Source organism: Sulfuricurvum sp. (assembly GCF_028713855.1).
In the GTDB taxonomy this organism is placed as follows: domain Bacteria; phylum Campylobacterota; class Campylobacteria; order Campylobacterales; family Sulfurimonadaceae; genus Sulfuricurvum.
The window spans coordinates 36338-51232 of record NZ_JAQTNN010000004.1 but is presented as its reverse complement, the minus strand read 5'-3'; the positions used below and the strand labels follow the sequence as shown (position 1 = coordinate 51232).

Annotated in this window: 14 protein-coding genes; all 14 read right to left on the bottom strand. The window is 46.2% G+C overall.

The window, feature by feature from the left end; all coding sequences use genetic code 11:
* Position 1 precedes the first annotated feature (1 nt).
* Positions 2–1507 (bottom strand): diguanylate cyclase, encoded by a 1506-nt coding sequence (locus PHI47_RS05045; protein WP_299934459.1) that lies wholly within the window; start codon positions 1505–1507, stop codon positions 2–4.
* Between the two features lie 69 nt (positions 1508–1576).
* A complete protein-coding gene (locus tag PHI47_RS05040; RefSeq protein ID WP_299934456.1) occupies positions 1577–2050 on the bottom strand; it encodes a peptidylprolyl isomerase in 474 nt (157 codons plus the stop codon).
* A 9-nt stretch (positions 2051–2059) separates the two neighbouring features.
* The gene (locus tag PHI47_RS05035) at positions 2060–2935 is read right to left on the bottom strand and encodes an ABC transporter ATP-binding protein (protein ID WP_299934451.1); all 876 of its coding nucleotides are present in this window, start codon (positions 2933–2935) and stop codon (positions 2060–2062) included.
* Positions 2932–3606: a molybdate ABC transporter permease subunit gene (gene modB, locus PHI47_RS05030; protein WP_299934448.1), complete on the bottom strand. Its 675-nt coding sequence runs from the start codon at positions 3604–3606 to the stop codon at positions 2932–2934. The genes PHI47_RS05035 and modB overlap by 4 nt, the downstream gene beginning before the upstream one ends.
* Positions 3596–3997: a hypothetical protein gene (locus tag PHI47_RS05025; protein WP_299934445.1), complete on the bottom strand. Its 402-nt coding sequence runs from the start codon at positions 3995–3997 to the stop codon at positions 3596–3598. The genes modB and PHI47_RS05025 overlap by 11 nt, the downstream gene beginning before the upstream one ends.
* Positions 3994–4842 (bottom strand): ModD protein, encoded by an 849-nt coding sequence (gene modD / locus PHI47_RS05020; RefSeq protein WP_299934443.1) that lies wholly within the window; start codon positions 4840–4842, stop codon positions 3994–3996. The genes PHI47_RS05025 and modD overlap by 4 nt, the downstream gene beginning before the upstream one ends.
* Positions 4839–5633, bottom strand: coding sequence for a class I SAM-dependent methyltransferase (locus PHI47_RS05015; protein ID WP_299934440.1), 795 nt, complete (start codon positions 5631–5633; stop codon positions 4839–4841). Before PHI47_RS05015 ends, modD begins: the two co-directional genes overlap by 4 nt.
* A 62-nt stretch (positions 5634–5695) precedes the next feature.
* Positions 5696–7774 carry a TonB-dependent receptor gene (locus PHI47_RS05010; protein ID WP_299934437.1) on the bottom strand — a complete coding sequence of 693 codons (2079 nt, stop codon included), beginning with the start codon at positions 7772–7774 and terminating at the stop codon, positions 5696–5698.
* A 15-nt stretch (positions 7775–7789) separates the two neighbouring features.
* Positions 7790–8797, bottom strand: a complete 1008-nt coding sequence (locus PHI47_RS05005) for an LLM class flavin-dependent oxidoreductase (protein ID WP_299934435.1) — start codon at positions 8795–8797, stop codon at positions 7790–7792.
* A 50-nt stretch (positions 8798–8847) separates the two neighbouring features.
* The gene (locus PHI47_RS05000; RefSeq protein WP_299934432.1) at positions 8848–9819 is read right to left on the bottom strand and encodes an ABC transporter substrate-binding protein; all 972 of its coding nucleotides are present in this window, start codon (positions 9817–9819) and stop codon (positions 8848–8850) included.
* The gene (locus PHI47_RS04995) at positions 9816–10607 is read right to left on the bottom strand and encodes an ABC transporter ATP-binding protein (protein ID WP_299934430.1); all 792 of its coding nucleotides are present in this window, start codon (positions 10605–10607) and stop codon (positions 9816–9818) included. The genes PHI47_RS05000 and PHI47_RS04995 overlap by 4 nt, the downstream gene beginning before the upstream one ends.
* The gene (locus PHI47_RS04990) at positions 10598–11617 is read right to left on the bottom strand and encodes an iron ABC transporter permease (RefSeq protein ID WP_299934427.1); all 1020 of its coding nucleotides are present in this window, start codon (positions 11615–11617) and stop codon (positions 10598–10600) included. The genes PHI47_RS04995 and PHI47_RS04990 overlap by 10 nt, the downstream gene beginning before the upstream one ends.
* Positions 11618–11625: 8 nt before the next feature.
* Positions 11626–13872, bottom strand: coding sequence for a TonB-dependent receptor (locus PHI47_RS04985; protein ID WP_299934424.1), 2247 nt, complete (start codon positions 13870–13872; stop codon positions 11626–11628).
* Positions 13869–14891, bottom strand: a complete 1023-nt coding sequence (locus PHI47_RS04980; RefSeq protein ID WP_299934421.1) for an ABC transporter substrate-binding protein — start codon at positions 14889–14891, stop codon at positions 13869–13871. The genes PHI47_RS04985 and PHI47_RS04980 overlap by 4 nt, the downstream gene beginning before the upstream one ends.
* Positions 14892–14895 lie beyond the last annotated feature (4 nt).

Here is a 14895-nt window from a genome sequence, read left to right as displayed (position 1 = left end):
ATCACTCCCAGATAATTTTGTTACGTCCGCTCTCTTTTGCCCGATAGAGTTTCATGTCTGCATCATTTAGGAATTCGCTAAACCCGTCAAACTGTGTGCTGAATTCGGATACCCCCATACTGACCGTGCACGATATAGATCCATTTTTCGTCGGAATGACCAATAAAGCAATACTTTCTTTAATGGATGCTGCCAAAATGACGGCGTGTTCGACAGAGGTATTGGGCATTAGAATAACAAATTCTTCCCCTCCGATACGTGCAAAAATATCATCTTTGCGAATACGGGTTTTGACACTTTGTGAAATATAGATTAGAACATTATCCCCATTCTGATGACCGTATGTATCATTGATGGATTTAAAAAAATCGATATCAAAGATGATCAGAGATAATGGCGATTCATGCCGTATGGATTGAGCGATTTCTCTTACAACATTCTCTTCGAGATAGCGTCGGTTGTAAATATGAGTGAGTGGGTCGGTAGTGGCTAATTCCATAAGCAGATCATTGGCTTTTTGAAGTTCGGCTGTTTTGTTGAGCACTTCATTTTCGAGATTCTGGGCTAATGATTCTAACGCGGCATTGGATTGCAGCAGTAAGGCGTTGGTTTCATTCATTTGACGGAGAAAAGCGCCGAAAAAGAGGGTGGATGTCATAAGTGCTGCGATAAATTCCTGTATATACAATGTGTTTTGTACCGAATCAAAAATCGCAAACGGACCCTGATGACGGATAGTATAATAAATGGCAATCATACTAATAATCATCCCTATGTCCATACCTGAACGAAGACCGTTACGATAGACAATCCATAATGTCATTAAAATAAAAATCATAGGAGTCGTAGGTAGAACACTTGGGGTAAATTCGATAGAAAAGAGGGCAATAGCAAGTAAAATAGCTAACGTATCGGTCAGTATCGATTCAAAAAGATGTTGAGTAAAGAGAAATTTTTTCGGGTACTCTGCCCATAAAATAATGAGCGGAGTAAGAAACAAAATACCCAGAGAATCTCCGAAAAAGCTGATACGCCAAAAAGCTATAAAATTGGTTTGAGATTCGATTTGGGTATTGTAGATAAGTGTGGTAAAAAAAGCGCTTACCGATGGGTTGATTGCCAGAGCGATAACGATAAACAAAAGGGTAAATCGAATATTATTGAAACTATCATCATTAGGACAAAGACGACGAAGAAGATACGCCGAAAATAATGTTTCGCCTAAATTTATGAGTATAAATTGTAATGTCTGAAGCGAGGTCAACATCGGTATATCTGCGATAATTTCTGCGGGAATGATTGCTAGAACAATCCATATCCATTCGCGTATAGGGCGTAAGAGAAATACCGCTAATAATAAACCGTTTGGGAACCAGACAATCGATAATCCCTCACTCATTGTGGTGAAATAAAGACTGATTTTGATGAGGGCAATGTATGTGATTATCAGAGAAAGGAAAAAAATCGGATAGGATCTAATGGCGTTTGTCTGATTATGGACGTTCATCCTGCCCTCGCTAGAAATGATAAAAAATCATTATAGCTTAATATTGGGAGGTCTATGATGTTTTTGTAATCAATGATGGTGATGAAACTCCAACACCTCTTTGATCTCTTCTGGGGTTGCTTCATGGATATCCAATACGGTTCCCTCGAAAACGAGATCCATACCGGCGAGCGGGTGATTACCATCGAGTGTCGCGTGATCACCCTCTATCTCGGTGACGGTATAAATGATTACATCGTCAGAATCCTCTTCAAAATACCCATCGAGTTCCATTCCGACACTTACCTCTACCGGTAATTCGCTGAGGGCTTCTGTGATAACGAGGGAAGGATCATAGTTTCCGAATGCTTTATCCGCAGAGAGTTCAATTTTAAACGTTTCGCCGATACTTTTCCCTTCTAACCCTTTTTCAACGGTTGGAAAGATGTGACCGTAATTACCGTGGAGATAAACGAGTGATTCTTCCTCTTCATGGAGAAGATTTCCTTCGGTATCGTTGATGTGATAGTCGAGGGTAACGAGGCAGTCTTTTTTAATGGTCATGAGATTTCCTTAGGGTAATGGTATAAGAATCGGATTAAACGCTTTGGTCGAGATTATAGCGTGTCCACCTATTGTAAGCTCTGAAGCTTCACTGGAACTCAAAACGGTACGGACGATAGAAGAACCGACAAGCAGGGTGACGATAAAAACCGGAGTATCCTCTTCGATTTTAAGAACCTCTCCGATTAGCTGAAGTTTTCCGCTTAGGCTCTGGGGGCTAAAGAACTCCATAGGCGAGCAGAGCCGCTTGATATGACCTGATTCGACCTGCGCGAGACGATCGGAGAGTTTGACGGTCTCGGCGATATCGTGGCTCACCAGTAGCGTTGTGACACCGAGCCGATCATGTATAAGGCTTAGTTCATCTTGGAGCTTTTGGCGCATGGAAGGGTCGAGCGCCGAGAGGGGCTCATCGAGGAGCAATATCTTCGGATGACGTACCAATGCACGGGCAAGGGCAACACGCTGTTTCTGTCCCCCTGAGAGAGTCGCGGGGAGACGGTTTGAGAGTTGAGAGAGTTCAACGAGTTCGATCAGCTCATCGACATTATGACGCTGCTGTGCATTTTCGGCGGCGAAGAGGAGATTTTCCCGGACACTCATTGTCGGGAAGAGAGCGTAATCTTGGAAGACAAACCCGATGCTCCGTTTCTGGGGTGGGAGATTGATTTTCTTACTGCCGTCAAACCACACCTCTCCGTCTACTTCGATAGTACCGCCATCAGGTTTTTCGAGTCCGGCAATCATACGCATCAATGTCGTTTTTCCGGCACCTGAGGGACCGAAGAGGGTTAGGAACTCGCCGTCGTTGATGGCAAGGTCAAAATGGGCATTGATTGAGCCTTCAGCAGTATCGAGACGCTTGGTAATATTAATTACTATCATCGAATACCGCCGAGTGATTTTTTATTGAGGGTGTAGACGAGGAGCAGTATCGAGAATGTCACGATAAAGAGGGTGAGAGCGTATTGATGCGCCATTGCGTAGTTGAGCGATTCGACTTCGTCGTAGATGGCGATGGAGGCAACACGCGTTTCGTCGGGGATATTTCCTCCGATCATCAGGATCACCCCAAACTCTCCGACCGTGTGGGCGAATGCGAGGACGATTCCCGAAATCAGTCCGTGACGGATTGAGGGGAGGATAACACGTAGCATTGTCTCCAGTTTTGATTTGCCGAGGGTGTAGGCGGCTTCAAAGATCGATGGAGGGACTTGGGCTAAGGCGGATTGGATCGGATGAACCATAAACGGGAGGCTGAAAAGGACGGAGCCGATTACTAACCCCTCAAAACTGAATGCCAAGCGGATACCGTGCTCGGTTAAAAAGCTCCCGATAGCGGATGCGGGGCTGAATGCCAGTAGAAGATAAAACCCCAGAACTGAAGGCGGTAGTACGAGGGGCATGCTCACCACTGTTTCAATGATACTTTTGAACCGCATTTTTGAAAAAACCAAAAATGATGCGAGGGGAATAGCGATAAAAAGCAATATCAATGTAGTAATGGATGCGAGTTTAAAGGTCAGCACCATCGTGCTGATGAATTCAGATTCCATGGGTCTCTCTCAATAAGGATATTTCGCTTGGACTCACCATCCAAAACACTTCATCATCTTGATCAATACTGAGTGTATCGAATGTCAGTGTAGGGACGAGAGCGCTAAGCGTCGTCTTATGGTAGGTGAGGGTGATTTGAGAAAGGATGCTTCCGCGCTCTATGGTTTGAACAACAGCGCGCTGAATATTTGCGGTGGTGGCGATGCGTGTTTTAGAGAGGATAACTTCGGTCTCTTTAAATGCCAGAGTGACCGGAGTATTCAGTAACTGGTTTTCGTCCGAAATTTCGGCGAGAAGAAGATAAAAAGTATCTTTTTCTACATTAACCCCTAAACAGGAGAGATGTTCAGAGGAGGTTACGGAGGTGATAGTGGCGGATATGATGTTCATAAAAGTTCTATTCTCACTTTGATATCGGCAGGTTGTGCGTTGTAGGGCGATGAGGTGACGATCATATCGACACCTGTTGCCGCGTATTCGGCGATATTTTTGGCACTGATTCCTCCGGTTGCGATGAGGGTGATGTGGGGATAATCGGCTCGGAGGATACGTACCGCATCGGAGAGCTTGCTCAGAGGGAGTTTTTCGAGCTGGAGGATATCAGCTCCCATCGCGGCAAATTTGAGCGCTTGGGCAATGTCTTCGGCTTCCATGACGATCTTTTTCTCCGGATTTACTTTTTTGGTTTTGATTAGTGCTTCCGCAAACACTTTATCCGATGGGAAAAACACACGGTGATATTCAAACACCAGGATTGATTCGGAGAGTCCCAGACGGTGTGCGACACCTCCGCCGGATTCGACCGCTTTAATCGCGATTTTTTTCGTAAACGGAGTCGTTTTACGGGTGGTGGCGACCACGATATCGGGGTTGATCGAATGCGCTAATAACACGGCTTCACGGGTATAGGTAGCGATACCGCTCGCATAATCGAGGAGGTTTTGGACACTTTTCCAGATACGGTGGATATTTCCGGCTTCACCGTGTGCTTCGAGAAAGACACTTTTGGGCGGGATGAGGGTTCCTGATTTAACAAACCCATCGATCTCTAACCCGTACAGACCGCACAGACGCACTGCCTCTTCCATACATGAAACGACGAGAGGACGTTCACGGCTAGCAAAGGTGATACGGGCGCGTTGGTCGGTGATCCCCAGTGATGCGGTCGTTAGATCGCCGTAGGGGACATCCTCGCTCAGCAGTGCTTCGAGTTCAAAATCGTTGAGAGTGATCATATCGATGTTTCCCAGCCGATAAATGCCCAGTTAACAGCACGAGGAGGGCGGTTTTGTCCGATAATCACCTCACGGTAATACTCTCGTGCTTTGAACTGCTGTTCTTCATCGAGTGAATGGACACTCCAAATCAGCGATTCGACGAAATCCTCTTCATTGGCGCTTCGGACGCTTCCCCGACCTGTTTCGATGTAATCGACGCGGGGGAGGTAGCCGTGAGAATAGAGGATGATCGGAATGTACCAGTAGTCGGGTTTCGTTTTGACCTTTTTACCAATGTAATCGAGGATATTCATATCGACGAAACTCCCCCCGACTTTGTAGGTGAGATAACATCCACGGCGTGCATGAGCAGACATTTTCGCTAACGCTGTATCGACATCAGAGACCTCTATGGAGCGTGAGGCAACGACAATATCAGCCAGCGGCAAACTGCTCCAGTCATCGTCCCAACCTATATGATATGTTTTAATATTAGTTACCCCTTCGCGCGCGGCGTAGGCTTTTAACTCTTCGAGCATTTGGGCGGAGAAGTCGATAGCGATCACCTCTTTGACCCGTTTTGCCAAGGGGATCGCGAGGGTTCCCGGTCCGCATCCGATGTCGAGAACCACTTCGTCCCCCGTGATATTCATGCGGGAGATGAAATCGTCCACATAGGGACTGTTGATGACGGACGCCGCCATATCGGCAGATTTTTCATCCCAGTCACTGCTCGTTTTTCCTTTGAAATCAGTGGTGGCTTTGTGTTCACGGTACATTGCGGAAAAATTGATCGGTTCTAAAAACATGGTCTCTCCTAAGTTGTTATTATTATACTGAAATATCGGGGAGATCGACTCCCCAAAGGTGATTAAAATTTGTAACGGATATTGCCGAAGACACTGCGTCCCGCTTCAGGATAGCCGTAGCTGTAGTAAAAGTTTCGATCGAATACATTGTTGATACCCAAATCGAATGAGACCGCTTTGGTAGCTCTCAAGGTCGCTTTGGTATTCCACACCGAGACGCATCCTGTTGAACTATAGAGATTTTTCGTATTGGGTGCGGTTCCGGTCGTTCCCGTAGCGGCATAACGCTCTGAATCATACTCATAGGTATTGAACCATGTCAGGTTTTCGATCGGAGTGTAGGCGACGGTAGCGATGAACTTCTCTTTCGGTACGTCGGTGATTTTTTGGCTCTCATCGACTTCGTTGGTCATTTTCAGGTAGGTGTAGCTCCCCTCAAAGGAAAGTGATTCGAATGGTGCATAGACGGTGGATAGTTCAAACCCTTTTTGGGTTACTTTTCCGACGTTTTGGAGTTGTTGCTGTTGAGTGTAGGTTGCTCCGCTTTTGTACCAGAGCGGTATATAAGCGCTTTGGATGTAGTCGCTCACATCCGCGTAAAACAAGGCTCCGCTAAACGACGCATTTCCGAGTGATTTGGTTCCGCCCACTTCGTAGTTGATGGTTTTTTCAACATCTAGTGCAGGATTCGGGACAAAGGTGTTGAATTTAAACGAGTAGCGGTCTTTGATCGATGGGATACGGCTTTTCCCTGAAACACCGCCGTACCATGAGAGGGAATCATCGATTTGTCCCTCCAGTTTGATCATAGGATTAAAGGAGGAGGTGTCTCCGTGGGCAAACTCTTGGCTTGTTGTGTATCCGGTCGTTGTGTTTTGGCTCACTCCAGCACCATCATTATAATAATTGGTATTGGGTTTGCCGTATTGGGTATTTTGCGCCGTATCGATCTCTTCGCGGTCATAGCTGGTTCCGATGGTCAGTTTGAGTGTTTTAGAGAAGGTATGGGTATCTTCGATGCCGAATGAGCTGATGGTATCTTTCATCTCATAGACCGCCACTTGATTAACGCCCCCTTCTTGGTGGTCGTCGATTTTGTAGTGAAGCGCCATTTTGAGGGTATTATCGGAAGAGAGTTTTACTCCGCTCTCTAATGATGCCCCTTTGGTGTATTCGTCATACCAGCTAGGATTACCGACTCCTCCATAGGCAAAGGTGTTGTACAAGCCGTTATTCGTATAGATCGCGAGTGAGTTTTGGAATTTGTCATAAAAGACGCGGCTTTTGAGATACCAGTTTCCAAAATCGGTTTTGGAGAGGAAATAGAGACTTTGTTTGTCCCAATAGCGCCATTGCCAGAACCCGCGCCCCGACAAGTTCATCGCCTCATCCGGTGGAACCCCTTTGTCGGCATTTTGGCGGATGTAGTTGATGGCGTATTCGTCGGTTGAGTTCGGGGTAAATCCGACTTTTAGATTGAGCTTGTCGTCGGTTGCATAGGCGTTGTTGCGATCGCCGCCGTCTTCATTGATCGTGCGTACAGGGGTGAAATCATCGGAGAGGGGATAGGTATCGCGCTGGGTTTTAGATCCGGATGCCTGAATGTAATAGCTCCCTTGATTGGTTCCGAGGTTGATGTATTCGGTTCGTCCGTTTCCGCTGAAAAATCCTGCTCCGACTTCCCCTTCGAACTCTTTGGTCGGTTTTTTGGTAACGAGATTGATCGCACCCGCAAAGGTATTGGCTCCCAGAAGGGGAGACGCGAGTCCTTTGGAGACTTCGATTTCGGAGAGATCGAACGTCGTGAATCGCGAGAAATCAACGTATCCGTCATACGGTACGGCGATAGGGATACCGTCGATAAAGAGCGGGGCGTGTTTAACGTCAAATCCTCGTATCATAATCATCTGTTCATTACGGGCACCAAAACTTTGGATCGTTGCACCCGGTAGAAGGTTAAGCGCTTCGACGACGGTTTTTCGTTCATGATCTTGCATCGCTTGTGCATCGATGATCGTAGTCGTAGAACTCGATGTATCCGAGGTACTCGTTACATCAACTTTGCCGAGTTCAAAGACTCCCTCTGTACCGTATAAAACCGACGCAGTTGCCAGTGATAGTAATAACATATGTTTCTTCATTCTTTTTCCTTAAGTTTAAATGTAGGGTCGGATTTCGGCATTGAACCGTGATAGCATCCACTGATTTTGAGCATGATCGGTGGAAGAGGGTTTGAGGACGAGGTGGACGTGATTAAGCTCCTTTTGGATGGTTTTAATGGTAGTGATGCACTGTTGGGGGGTTCCCAAAATGGCGTTGTCAAAAAACTTCTGACCGTTGAAAAACCCTTTGCGCTCGTTTAGAAGCAGTTGGTAGGCTTCGAGATCGAATGTCGGCTGGGTTTGCTCTTCTTGGACGGCGCGCATACACCGAACAAAATGATCGATCGCCGGCCAAACAGCGCGTGATGCCTCTTCGTACGTATCGGCGACATAAAAAACCCGCATGATGACCATTTCGGGCTCATATTCTGCGATCGAGCGATAAAGGTTACGTGCCTCGATACACTCCTCTAAAGAGGCACCTTGGGACATCATCAGCCCATAGCCGTGCCGTGCGGCAAATGCTATCGTCTCTTCGGAGGAGAAGGTCGCGACGAAAAAGGGGACTCGCGTTTGGATCGGATGAGGTGCGATGGGAATGTTTTTGGTTTGGACGAAATCACCGTTGTACTCAGTATCGTTGCCGTGCAACAAGGCATCGATGGACTCGACGCTCTCGTACATCACCGCTCTTAGATCCTCTTTGTTTTGAAGAAAATATCTGGTGTCGGGAGCGAATCCCCCTTTGGCAAATCCCGCATTGATCCGACCGTCTGAGAGATTGTCGAGCACCGCGATACTTTCAGCGAGTCGGACGGGGTGGTAAAAGGGGGCGAGAAACCCTGCGCTCCCCAGTCGGATACATCCGGTACGCCCCGCCGCATAACCGATCATTACCGCAGGATCGGGAATGACGCTAAAAGCGTTGAAATGGTGTTCGCCGAACCACGCTTCATCAAATTCGAGTTCATCGGCCAACTCAACGAGACGGAGCTGTTCCATAATGCTCTCTTGCACATTGCCGGAGTAGTTTTCGCTAAGGCAAAATAGTCCTATTTTCATGGTACTTCCTATATGTATCAAATATGATATAACGATAGTTAAAAAAACGCTTATCCCCGATAGGCAGGGAAAAAGAGTTTTTCAAACCGTTTTTTCTCCTGATCGATTGGGGCGATCAGATCGGGATAAAAGGTGTGTATCAGCCACCGTATTCCCATGAGTCTCGTGAGAGACGGGGGACGGCTGATATAGTTGAACGGTAGGGTAGGGACAGTTAAAACGTGTCCACTCTTAACCGCACGAAGATTTTTCCACTGAGGATTGGTTTTAAGCGATGTTGCAAATGACTCTTCCATGGCAACGATGACATCCGGATCGGCGAGGAGGATTGTTTCCAGTGATATTTTTTCCATCCCGTAATGGGAAGAGACTTTACAATTAATAGCATTTTTGGCTCCGCTGTAGGTGAAAGGCTCGAGGTGTCTTGAACCTTCACACTCGCTCGACATTCCATCCAACCCTTCGGCAAAGTAGTAGCGAACGTCTTTACGTGCATTGACTTTGGCCTGAAGCGATTTTATCAATCCTAAGGTCTCTTGGGTATAGGCGATGAGTTCGGAGGATCGTTTAGTGTTTCCGGTGAGTTTGCCTAAGAGATTGAACTCTCCCACAAGATCATTGATCGTGTCGTCACGAACGAGGAGTACGGGGATACCTAACGCGGATAACTTACCGAGTTGATTTTCAACACCGGTTGCATTCCCCCACATGAGAATAACATCGGGCTTTATGGAAGCTAAAATTTCTATGTTAGGAGTGTTGCCTTGTCCAAAATATCCACCAACCACCGGACGTGAAGCGGCTACACCGACATAGGGTTTTTGGTCGGGTCTAAACGGAAAATTTAATCCTGCAACGAGAGAGGGATCGAACGCTGTTAGGCTGATAGTCAGCGGTGGAGAAGCCGAATAGATTTTGGTGATTTTATCGGGAATCGTAACAACTCTGCCGTAATCGTCGGTGATGGTACGAGCTTGTACGTTTGTAATAAGCAATCCGATTATGAGGATAAGTATTTTCATAGAGTTCCTTTGTTAAAAATCGGGAGACAGCGGGTATGGGTATCGTGGACGATGAGGTCGGCTTCTATTCCATAAACGTCATGGATCATATCAGGGGTTATTACCTCTTCAGGAGTGCCGTCAGCGATGATTTTACCGTGGTTCATTACTGCGACTCGGCTGGAAACCAGCAGAGCATGATCGGGATAATGGGTCGTTTTGAGAAAGGTATAGCCTTGGGTACTGAGAGATACAATCAGTTCCAAAAGGCGAATTTGGTTACCGTAATCGAGACCCGATACCGGTTCATCCATGATAAACGTATCCACCCCCTGGGTAAGGGCACGAGCGAGAAGTACCATCTGTTTTTGTCCGCCGCTAAGCTGACCGAAAGGACGCGCGGCTAAATCGGCAATCCCGACTCTTTCCAATGCTTCATGGGCAATAGTATAATCACGAGCGGAGGGGGCAGCGAAAAATCCGAGCTTGGATACACGACCCATGATGACCATCTCCAGTACACTGTAGTTGAACGGTACGTTGTGATATTGGGGGATATAGGCGATATGTTCTGCGATCTCACGATGCGAATAGCGGTGCAGCGTTTTGTCGTTGAGCCATATCTCACCCCGTTTAGCGTTGATAAGTTTGAGGATAAGGCGAATAAGGGTACTTTTACCGCATCCGTTTGGTCCTAACAGACTGACGACCTCACCGCGACGGAGGGTGAAATCGATCCCTTCCAATACCGGACGCTTAGGGTACGAAAAATGGAGATCATTTACCGTAATGATAGGTTTTAGTTCCATGCTGCCCTCGCGTTTTTAAGTACGATGATAAAGACAGGAATCCCGATAAGCGACGTGAGAATTCCGATAGGGACTTCGACGGTGAAAGCCAGTCGTGAGATGGTATCGGCAAGGAGCAAAAATGCCCCTCCCACTATCGCCGAAAGAGGCATCAACAGTCGATGTGAGGGTCCCACCGCCATACGGATGATATGAGGGATGATAAGCCCGATCCATCCAATAATCCCCGCCATAACGACGGAGAGTGAACTGGCTAATGTTGCGAGTATAATTGCCCCTAGACGAATCATCGTAACATTAATCCCTAATGCTTTTGCCTCTTCATCTCCCAAGCTCATGAGATCGAAGTATTTGCCCAATACAATCATCCCAATGACACTGACAAGCATCGGAATCGAGATAAGCAATACTCCATGTAAATCCGCCATGGTCAAACTCCCCATCAACCAGTAAACGATGGCTGGGAGAGTGCTGTAGGGATCAGCGAGGTATTTGATGATGGAGAGGAGCGAGGTAAAGAGCGCACTACTGATAACCCCTCCGAGAACCAGCATCACGGTTGAGCGTGAGTTGGTTACCATTGTCCCGATGAGTACCGCAACTCCGACCGCGACAAATCCGAAGGCAAATGCGAGCAACTGAACGACGTACCATTGCTCGCTTATAAGCATCCCCATTGCCGCACCGAATGATGCCCCAGCGAGTACTCCTAAAATCCCCGGTGAGACGAGAGGATTGACAAACATTGCCTGAAACGCGGCACCGGAGGTTGCTAGAGCTGATCCGATGAGGATGGCGAGTAGGACACGAGGAAGACGAATCTGTAAAATAATGTTATCGAGGAGGGTATAGGTATCATTGCCTACTCCTCCGAGAACTTTAAACTGGAGATAGCCGATCAATGTCTCCAGTGTAATCGGATACTGTCCCCATAATAGAGATAATGTGGCGACAACGAGTAAAAGCACTGTTGAGCCGATTATCCAACTGATCGGTTTGATATTTTTCATCATAGCCCTTAAAACTTCAGATTGATACTGCCGAACAGTCCGAACGGTTCACCGGTTTGATAGGTAGTCGTGACACCGGTGGCAGCGAGATAATTATCCGCAGCATTGATGGTTGCAATGTATTTTTCATTGGTCAGATTCGTGGCTGTGAGACGGAAAAGAGCATCATGTGAACCCATAAACTGTGTCATACGGTAAGCTACATCAAAATCAACCAGCGTAAATGCATCGATTTTTTGGGTATTTTGTACATCTCCCCATCGGCTGGAGGTATAACGTCCGCTTGGAGTTAGCGTCCAATCCCCTAGGTGGTAAGAGAGAGCGACTTTAGCCATATACTCCGGTGCGTCAGGGAGCTGTTTGCCATCTGTGTTGACCGTTGTACTTGTACCGCTTTGAAAGTTTTGGGTAAATTGGTACTGATTATATGAAAGTGCCAAAAGAAACTCAAGATTTTCATTGATCGGTCCATAGGCTGAGAACTCCGCACCGTATCCGAATGCATCACCGATATTTGCAGGATACGAGACACCGTACTGCGGATCATAAACGTTGGCTTGTTTGTTTTGTACGTAAGATACAAAAAGGTTTGGATTCAGAGTGATCGAACCAATGGTGGATTTGAAGCCTAAATCAATATTATCGGAGAGTTCCAAATCAAGTTTATCCCAAAGCTGTTGGAGCGTTACGTTCTTACTGACGAAGTTGGCTCGATTCGAAACATACGTAGGGAAAAGATTGACGTCAAATCCGTAAGTACGTGAGTAATCGATATACGCTGAAGTCGATGGGGATATTGCATATCCTACATAGAGCGATGGAATAAAAGTATGAAAGGTTTTTGCATCGACACTTGAGTATGTATCCAATGTCCCGTTGGCAATTGCAGTATCATAGTTCGAGCTGGTAGATGCACCTGTCCCGTTCGTATAGCTGTGGAGCGAACCGAGTTTGAAAGTTTGATATTGTAATCCTGCGGTATAGGTTAATCGGTCGATTGTTCCACTCAGTTGTGCGAAAGGGGCTTGCAAAATATGGTAGTCGTTGTCGGCAAGTACGGCATATCCGTTAAATACCAAATTACCGCTGCTGTTAACCGTATATTTTTCTTGATCAGCAGGAGGTCCGGGAGGGAGCTGTTTATGATACCAATACCCTATAGACGTTTTGAGCGCTTCGGAAAAAGTATGATCATACGAGGTTACGGCACCGAAGAGATCATGATCGATCTTCCAGTTAATGACACGATTTTTACTGGCATTACCATCGCTGCTGACACTGGAATACCAATATTCTCCTTTGTCTTTTTTATAGTAGGGTTTGATGGTAATGACATCTGATGACGTCGGTTTATATTCAAATTCGCCTAAAACTGCCGTGGTATAAAATTTTTGTTTATTGAAATCATAGTAGTTGACGTTATTAGCGGTAGTCGGTTTGGTTGTTGCATAATCTTTTGAAAAATATTTACCCAAATCATTGGCTTCCGCATAGCTGAGATTGTAATAGTTATGATGATCGTCCGCATTACGGATCGCGGTGAGTTTAGCTTTAAACGTACTGTTAGGGGTATAGGTGAGTCCTACAGTACCGTTGAGCCGTTTGAGATCCCCTTCGCCTTTTGTTTTGTCATTGGTGAGTTGTGAGAATGAACCGAATACCGCTATATCGCCGACTTTACCCGAATCGAAGCGGACAAAGGTACGTTGGAAGTTGTCCGAACCGAACGATTGAGACACTTCTGCGGCGGATTTCGATTTTGCACCGAGAACATTCATATCGACTTTACCGATCAAAGATGAAAATCCGAGGTTTTTATCAGATGGGAGATACCCTTTGAACAAATCAATTGAGGATACATTTTCCATATCCATCAACTGTTTTCCGCCACCGGGATTACTGGAGATCGGCATACCGTCGATCATAAAGACCCCTCCGGGACCACTTTGGCTTTTACCGCGGATACGGATTGGGTCATGATAAGAAGGCTCATTCGATCCGGCCTGATCGACAGGGGTAAAATTGACCGAAGGCGAATAAGCGATAACGCTGTAAGGGTTCATATTAGCCTGTGTACTGAGGGTGGCGATGCTTTTAGCTCCAAAGGTTTGTGAGCCCTTGGAGAGATTGCTTTCTGCGCCTAAGAGATCGTTATAATCAACCGTATCGCTAACTACGATACGTTCGATACTTAAAGGACTCGCGGCAAGTACCGCACACGCGGCGATGGAAATTACAAGAGGGGAAAGCTTCATTGGTTGGCTCCTAATAGATTTTTAGCTTCTTGATCACTGAGTTTGACGTGTAAGAAAAGCGTATAGAACTCTTTTGTACGCTGGGTCAGGTCTACTTTATAAGTTTTTGGATGGAAAATTGAATCAACCCATTGAATACCTAGTACTCGCATAAAAGACGGTGGTCGGTCTATCCAGTTAAACGGTTGCACGGGGACAAGGTGAATACGTCCTGTTTGTACCGCACGGAGATTTTTCCACATAGGATCATTTTTGAGATCAAAATAAACACTTTTATTTTGGACGACAATGACATCAGGATTGTAAGAAAGGAGAGTCTCAAAACTGATTTTCTCTAACCCTAAGATACCGCTTTGTTGGCATTTATGGACATTCTCTCCTCCGGCGAAATTAAGCGCTTCGACATGAAACGATTTGTCGCACTCGGTAGAGAGACCATCCAATCCTTCCGCATAGTAATAGCGAACAGGTTTGGTTTTGACAACACTCTTATGTACCTCATTGATAATACTTTGGGAATAGGAAGCCAATACGCCTGCACGTTTAGCCTCACCGATAGCCTCCCCGGCAAGACGGAATGCACGCGGCATATCGTTGATTTCCCGAAACGGAATCATAAAGGTCGGAATATGGGTTTTTTCGATTTCATGTGCGACGGTTTGAACCAGCATATCATCTTGCCATACGAGTACGAGTTGCGGTTTGTATGTCATGAGTGTTTCGAGATTGATATTTTGTCCACCACCGTGAAAGGAACCTATTACCGGCAGAGAGAGAAATTTTTTATTCAGATACTTCTCATCAGCGCTGTTATTCGCATTTTTTGCCGCGAAATTGAGACCAATCATTTTTTCCGGATTGAGGGTATAAATGAGATAATTCATCGGGGGAGATGAACCGAAAACACGATCGGTTTGATCGGGAAGTATAGCCGGATGTCCATCCATATCGGTGATTGTTTTTGCATGGGCTCCAACAACAAACACCGATAAAAGGAGTACTTTAAGCAACGTATTCATAGGT

Bases quoted from the DNA above. Each gene is read 5' to 3' on its own strand.
- PHI47_RS05025 (WP_299934445.1), bottom strand. From the start codon at position 3,997: ATGAACATCATATCCGCCACTATCACCTCCGTAACCTCCTCTGAACAT.
- PHI47_RS04980 (WP_299934421.1), bottom strand. From the start codon at position 14,891: ATGAATACGTTGCTTAAAGTACTCCTTTTATCGGTGTTTGTTGTTGGA.
- PHI47_RS05040 (WP_299934456.1), bottom strand. From the start codon at position 2,050: ATGACCATTAAAAAAGACTGCCTCGTTACCCTCGACTATCACATCAAC.
- PHI47_RS05045 (WP_299934459.1), bottom strand. From the start codon at position 1,507: ATGAACGTCCATAATCAGACAAACGCCATTAGATCCTATCCGATTTTT.
- PHI47_RS04990 (WP_299934427.1), bottom strand. From the start codon at position 11,617: ATGAAAAATATCAAACCGATCAGTTGGATAATCGGCTCAACAGTGCTT.
- modB (WP_299934448.1), bottom strand. From the start codon at position 3,606: ATGGAATCTGAATTCATCAGCACGATGGTGCTGACCTTTAAACTCGCA.
- modD (WP_299934443.1), bottom strand. From the start codon at position 4,842: ATGATCACTCTCAACGATTTTGAACTCGAAGCACTGCTGAGCGAGGAT.
- PHI47_RS05015 (WP_299934440.1), bottom strand. From the start codon at position 5,633: ATGTTTTTAGAACCGATCAATTTTTCCGCAATGTACCGTGAACACAAA.
- PHI47_RS05000 (WP_299934432.1), bottom strand. From the start codon at position 9,819: ATGAAAATACTTATCCTCATAATCGGATTGCTTATTACAAACGTACAA.
- PHI47_RS04985 (WP_299934424.1), bottom strand. From the start codon at position 13,872: ATGAAGCTTTCCCCTCTTGTAATTTCCATCGCCGCGTGTGCGGTACTT.
- PHI47_RS05035 (WP_299934451.1), bottom strand. From the start codon at position 2,935: ATGATAGTAATTAATATTACCAAGCGTCTCGATACTGCTGAAGGCTCA.
- PHI47_RS05005 (WP_299934435.1), bottom strand. From the start codon at position 8,797: ATGAAAATAGGACTATTTTGCCTTAGCGAAAACTACTCCGGCAATGTG.
- PHI47_RS04995 (WP_299934430.1), bottom strand. From the start codon at position 10,607: ATGGAACTAAAACCTATCATTACGGTAAATGATCTCCATTTTTCGTAC.
- PHI47_RS05010 (WP_299934437.1), bottom strand. From the start codon at position 7,774: ATGAAGAAACATATGTTATTACTATCACTGGCAACTGCGTCGGTTTTA.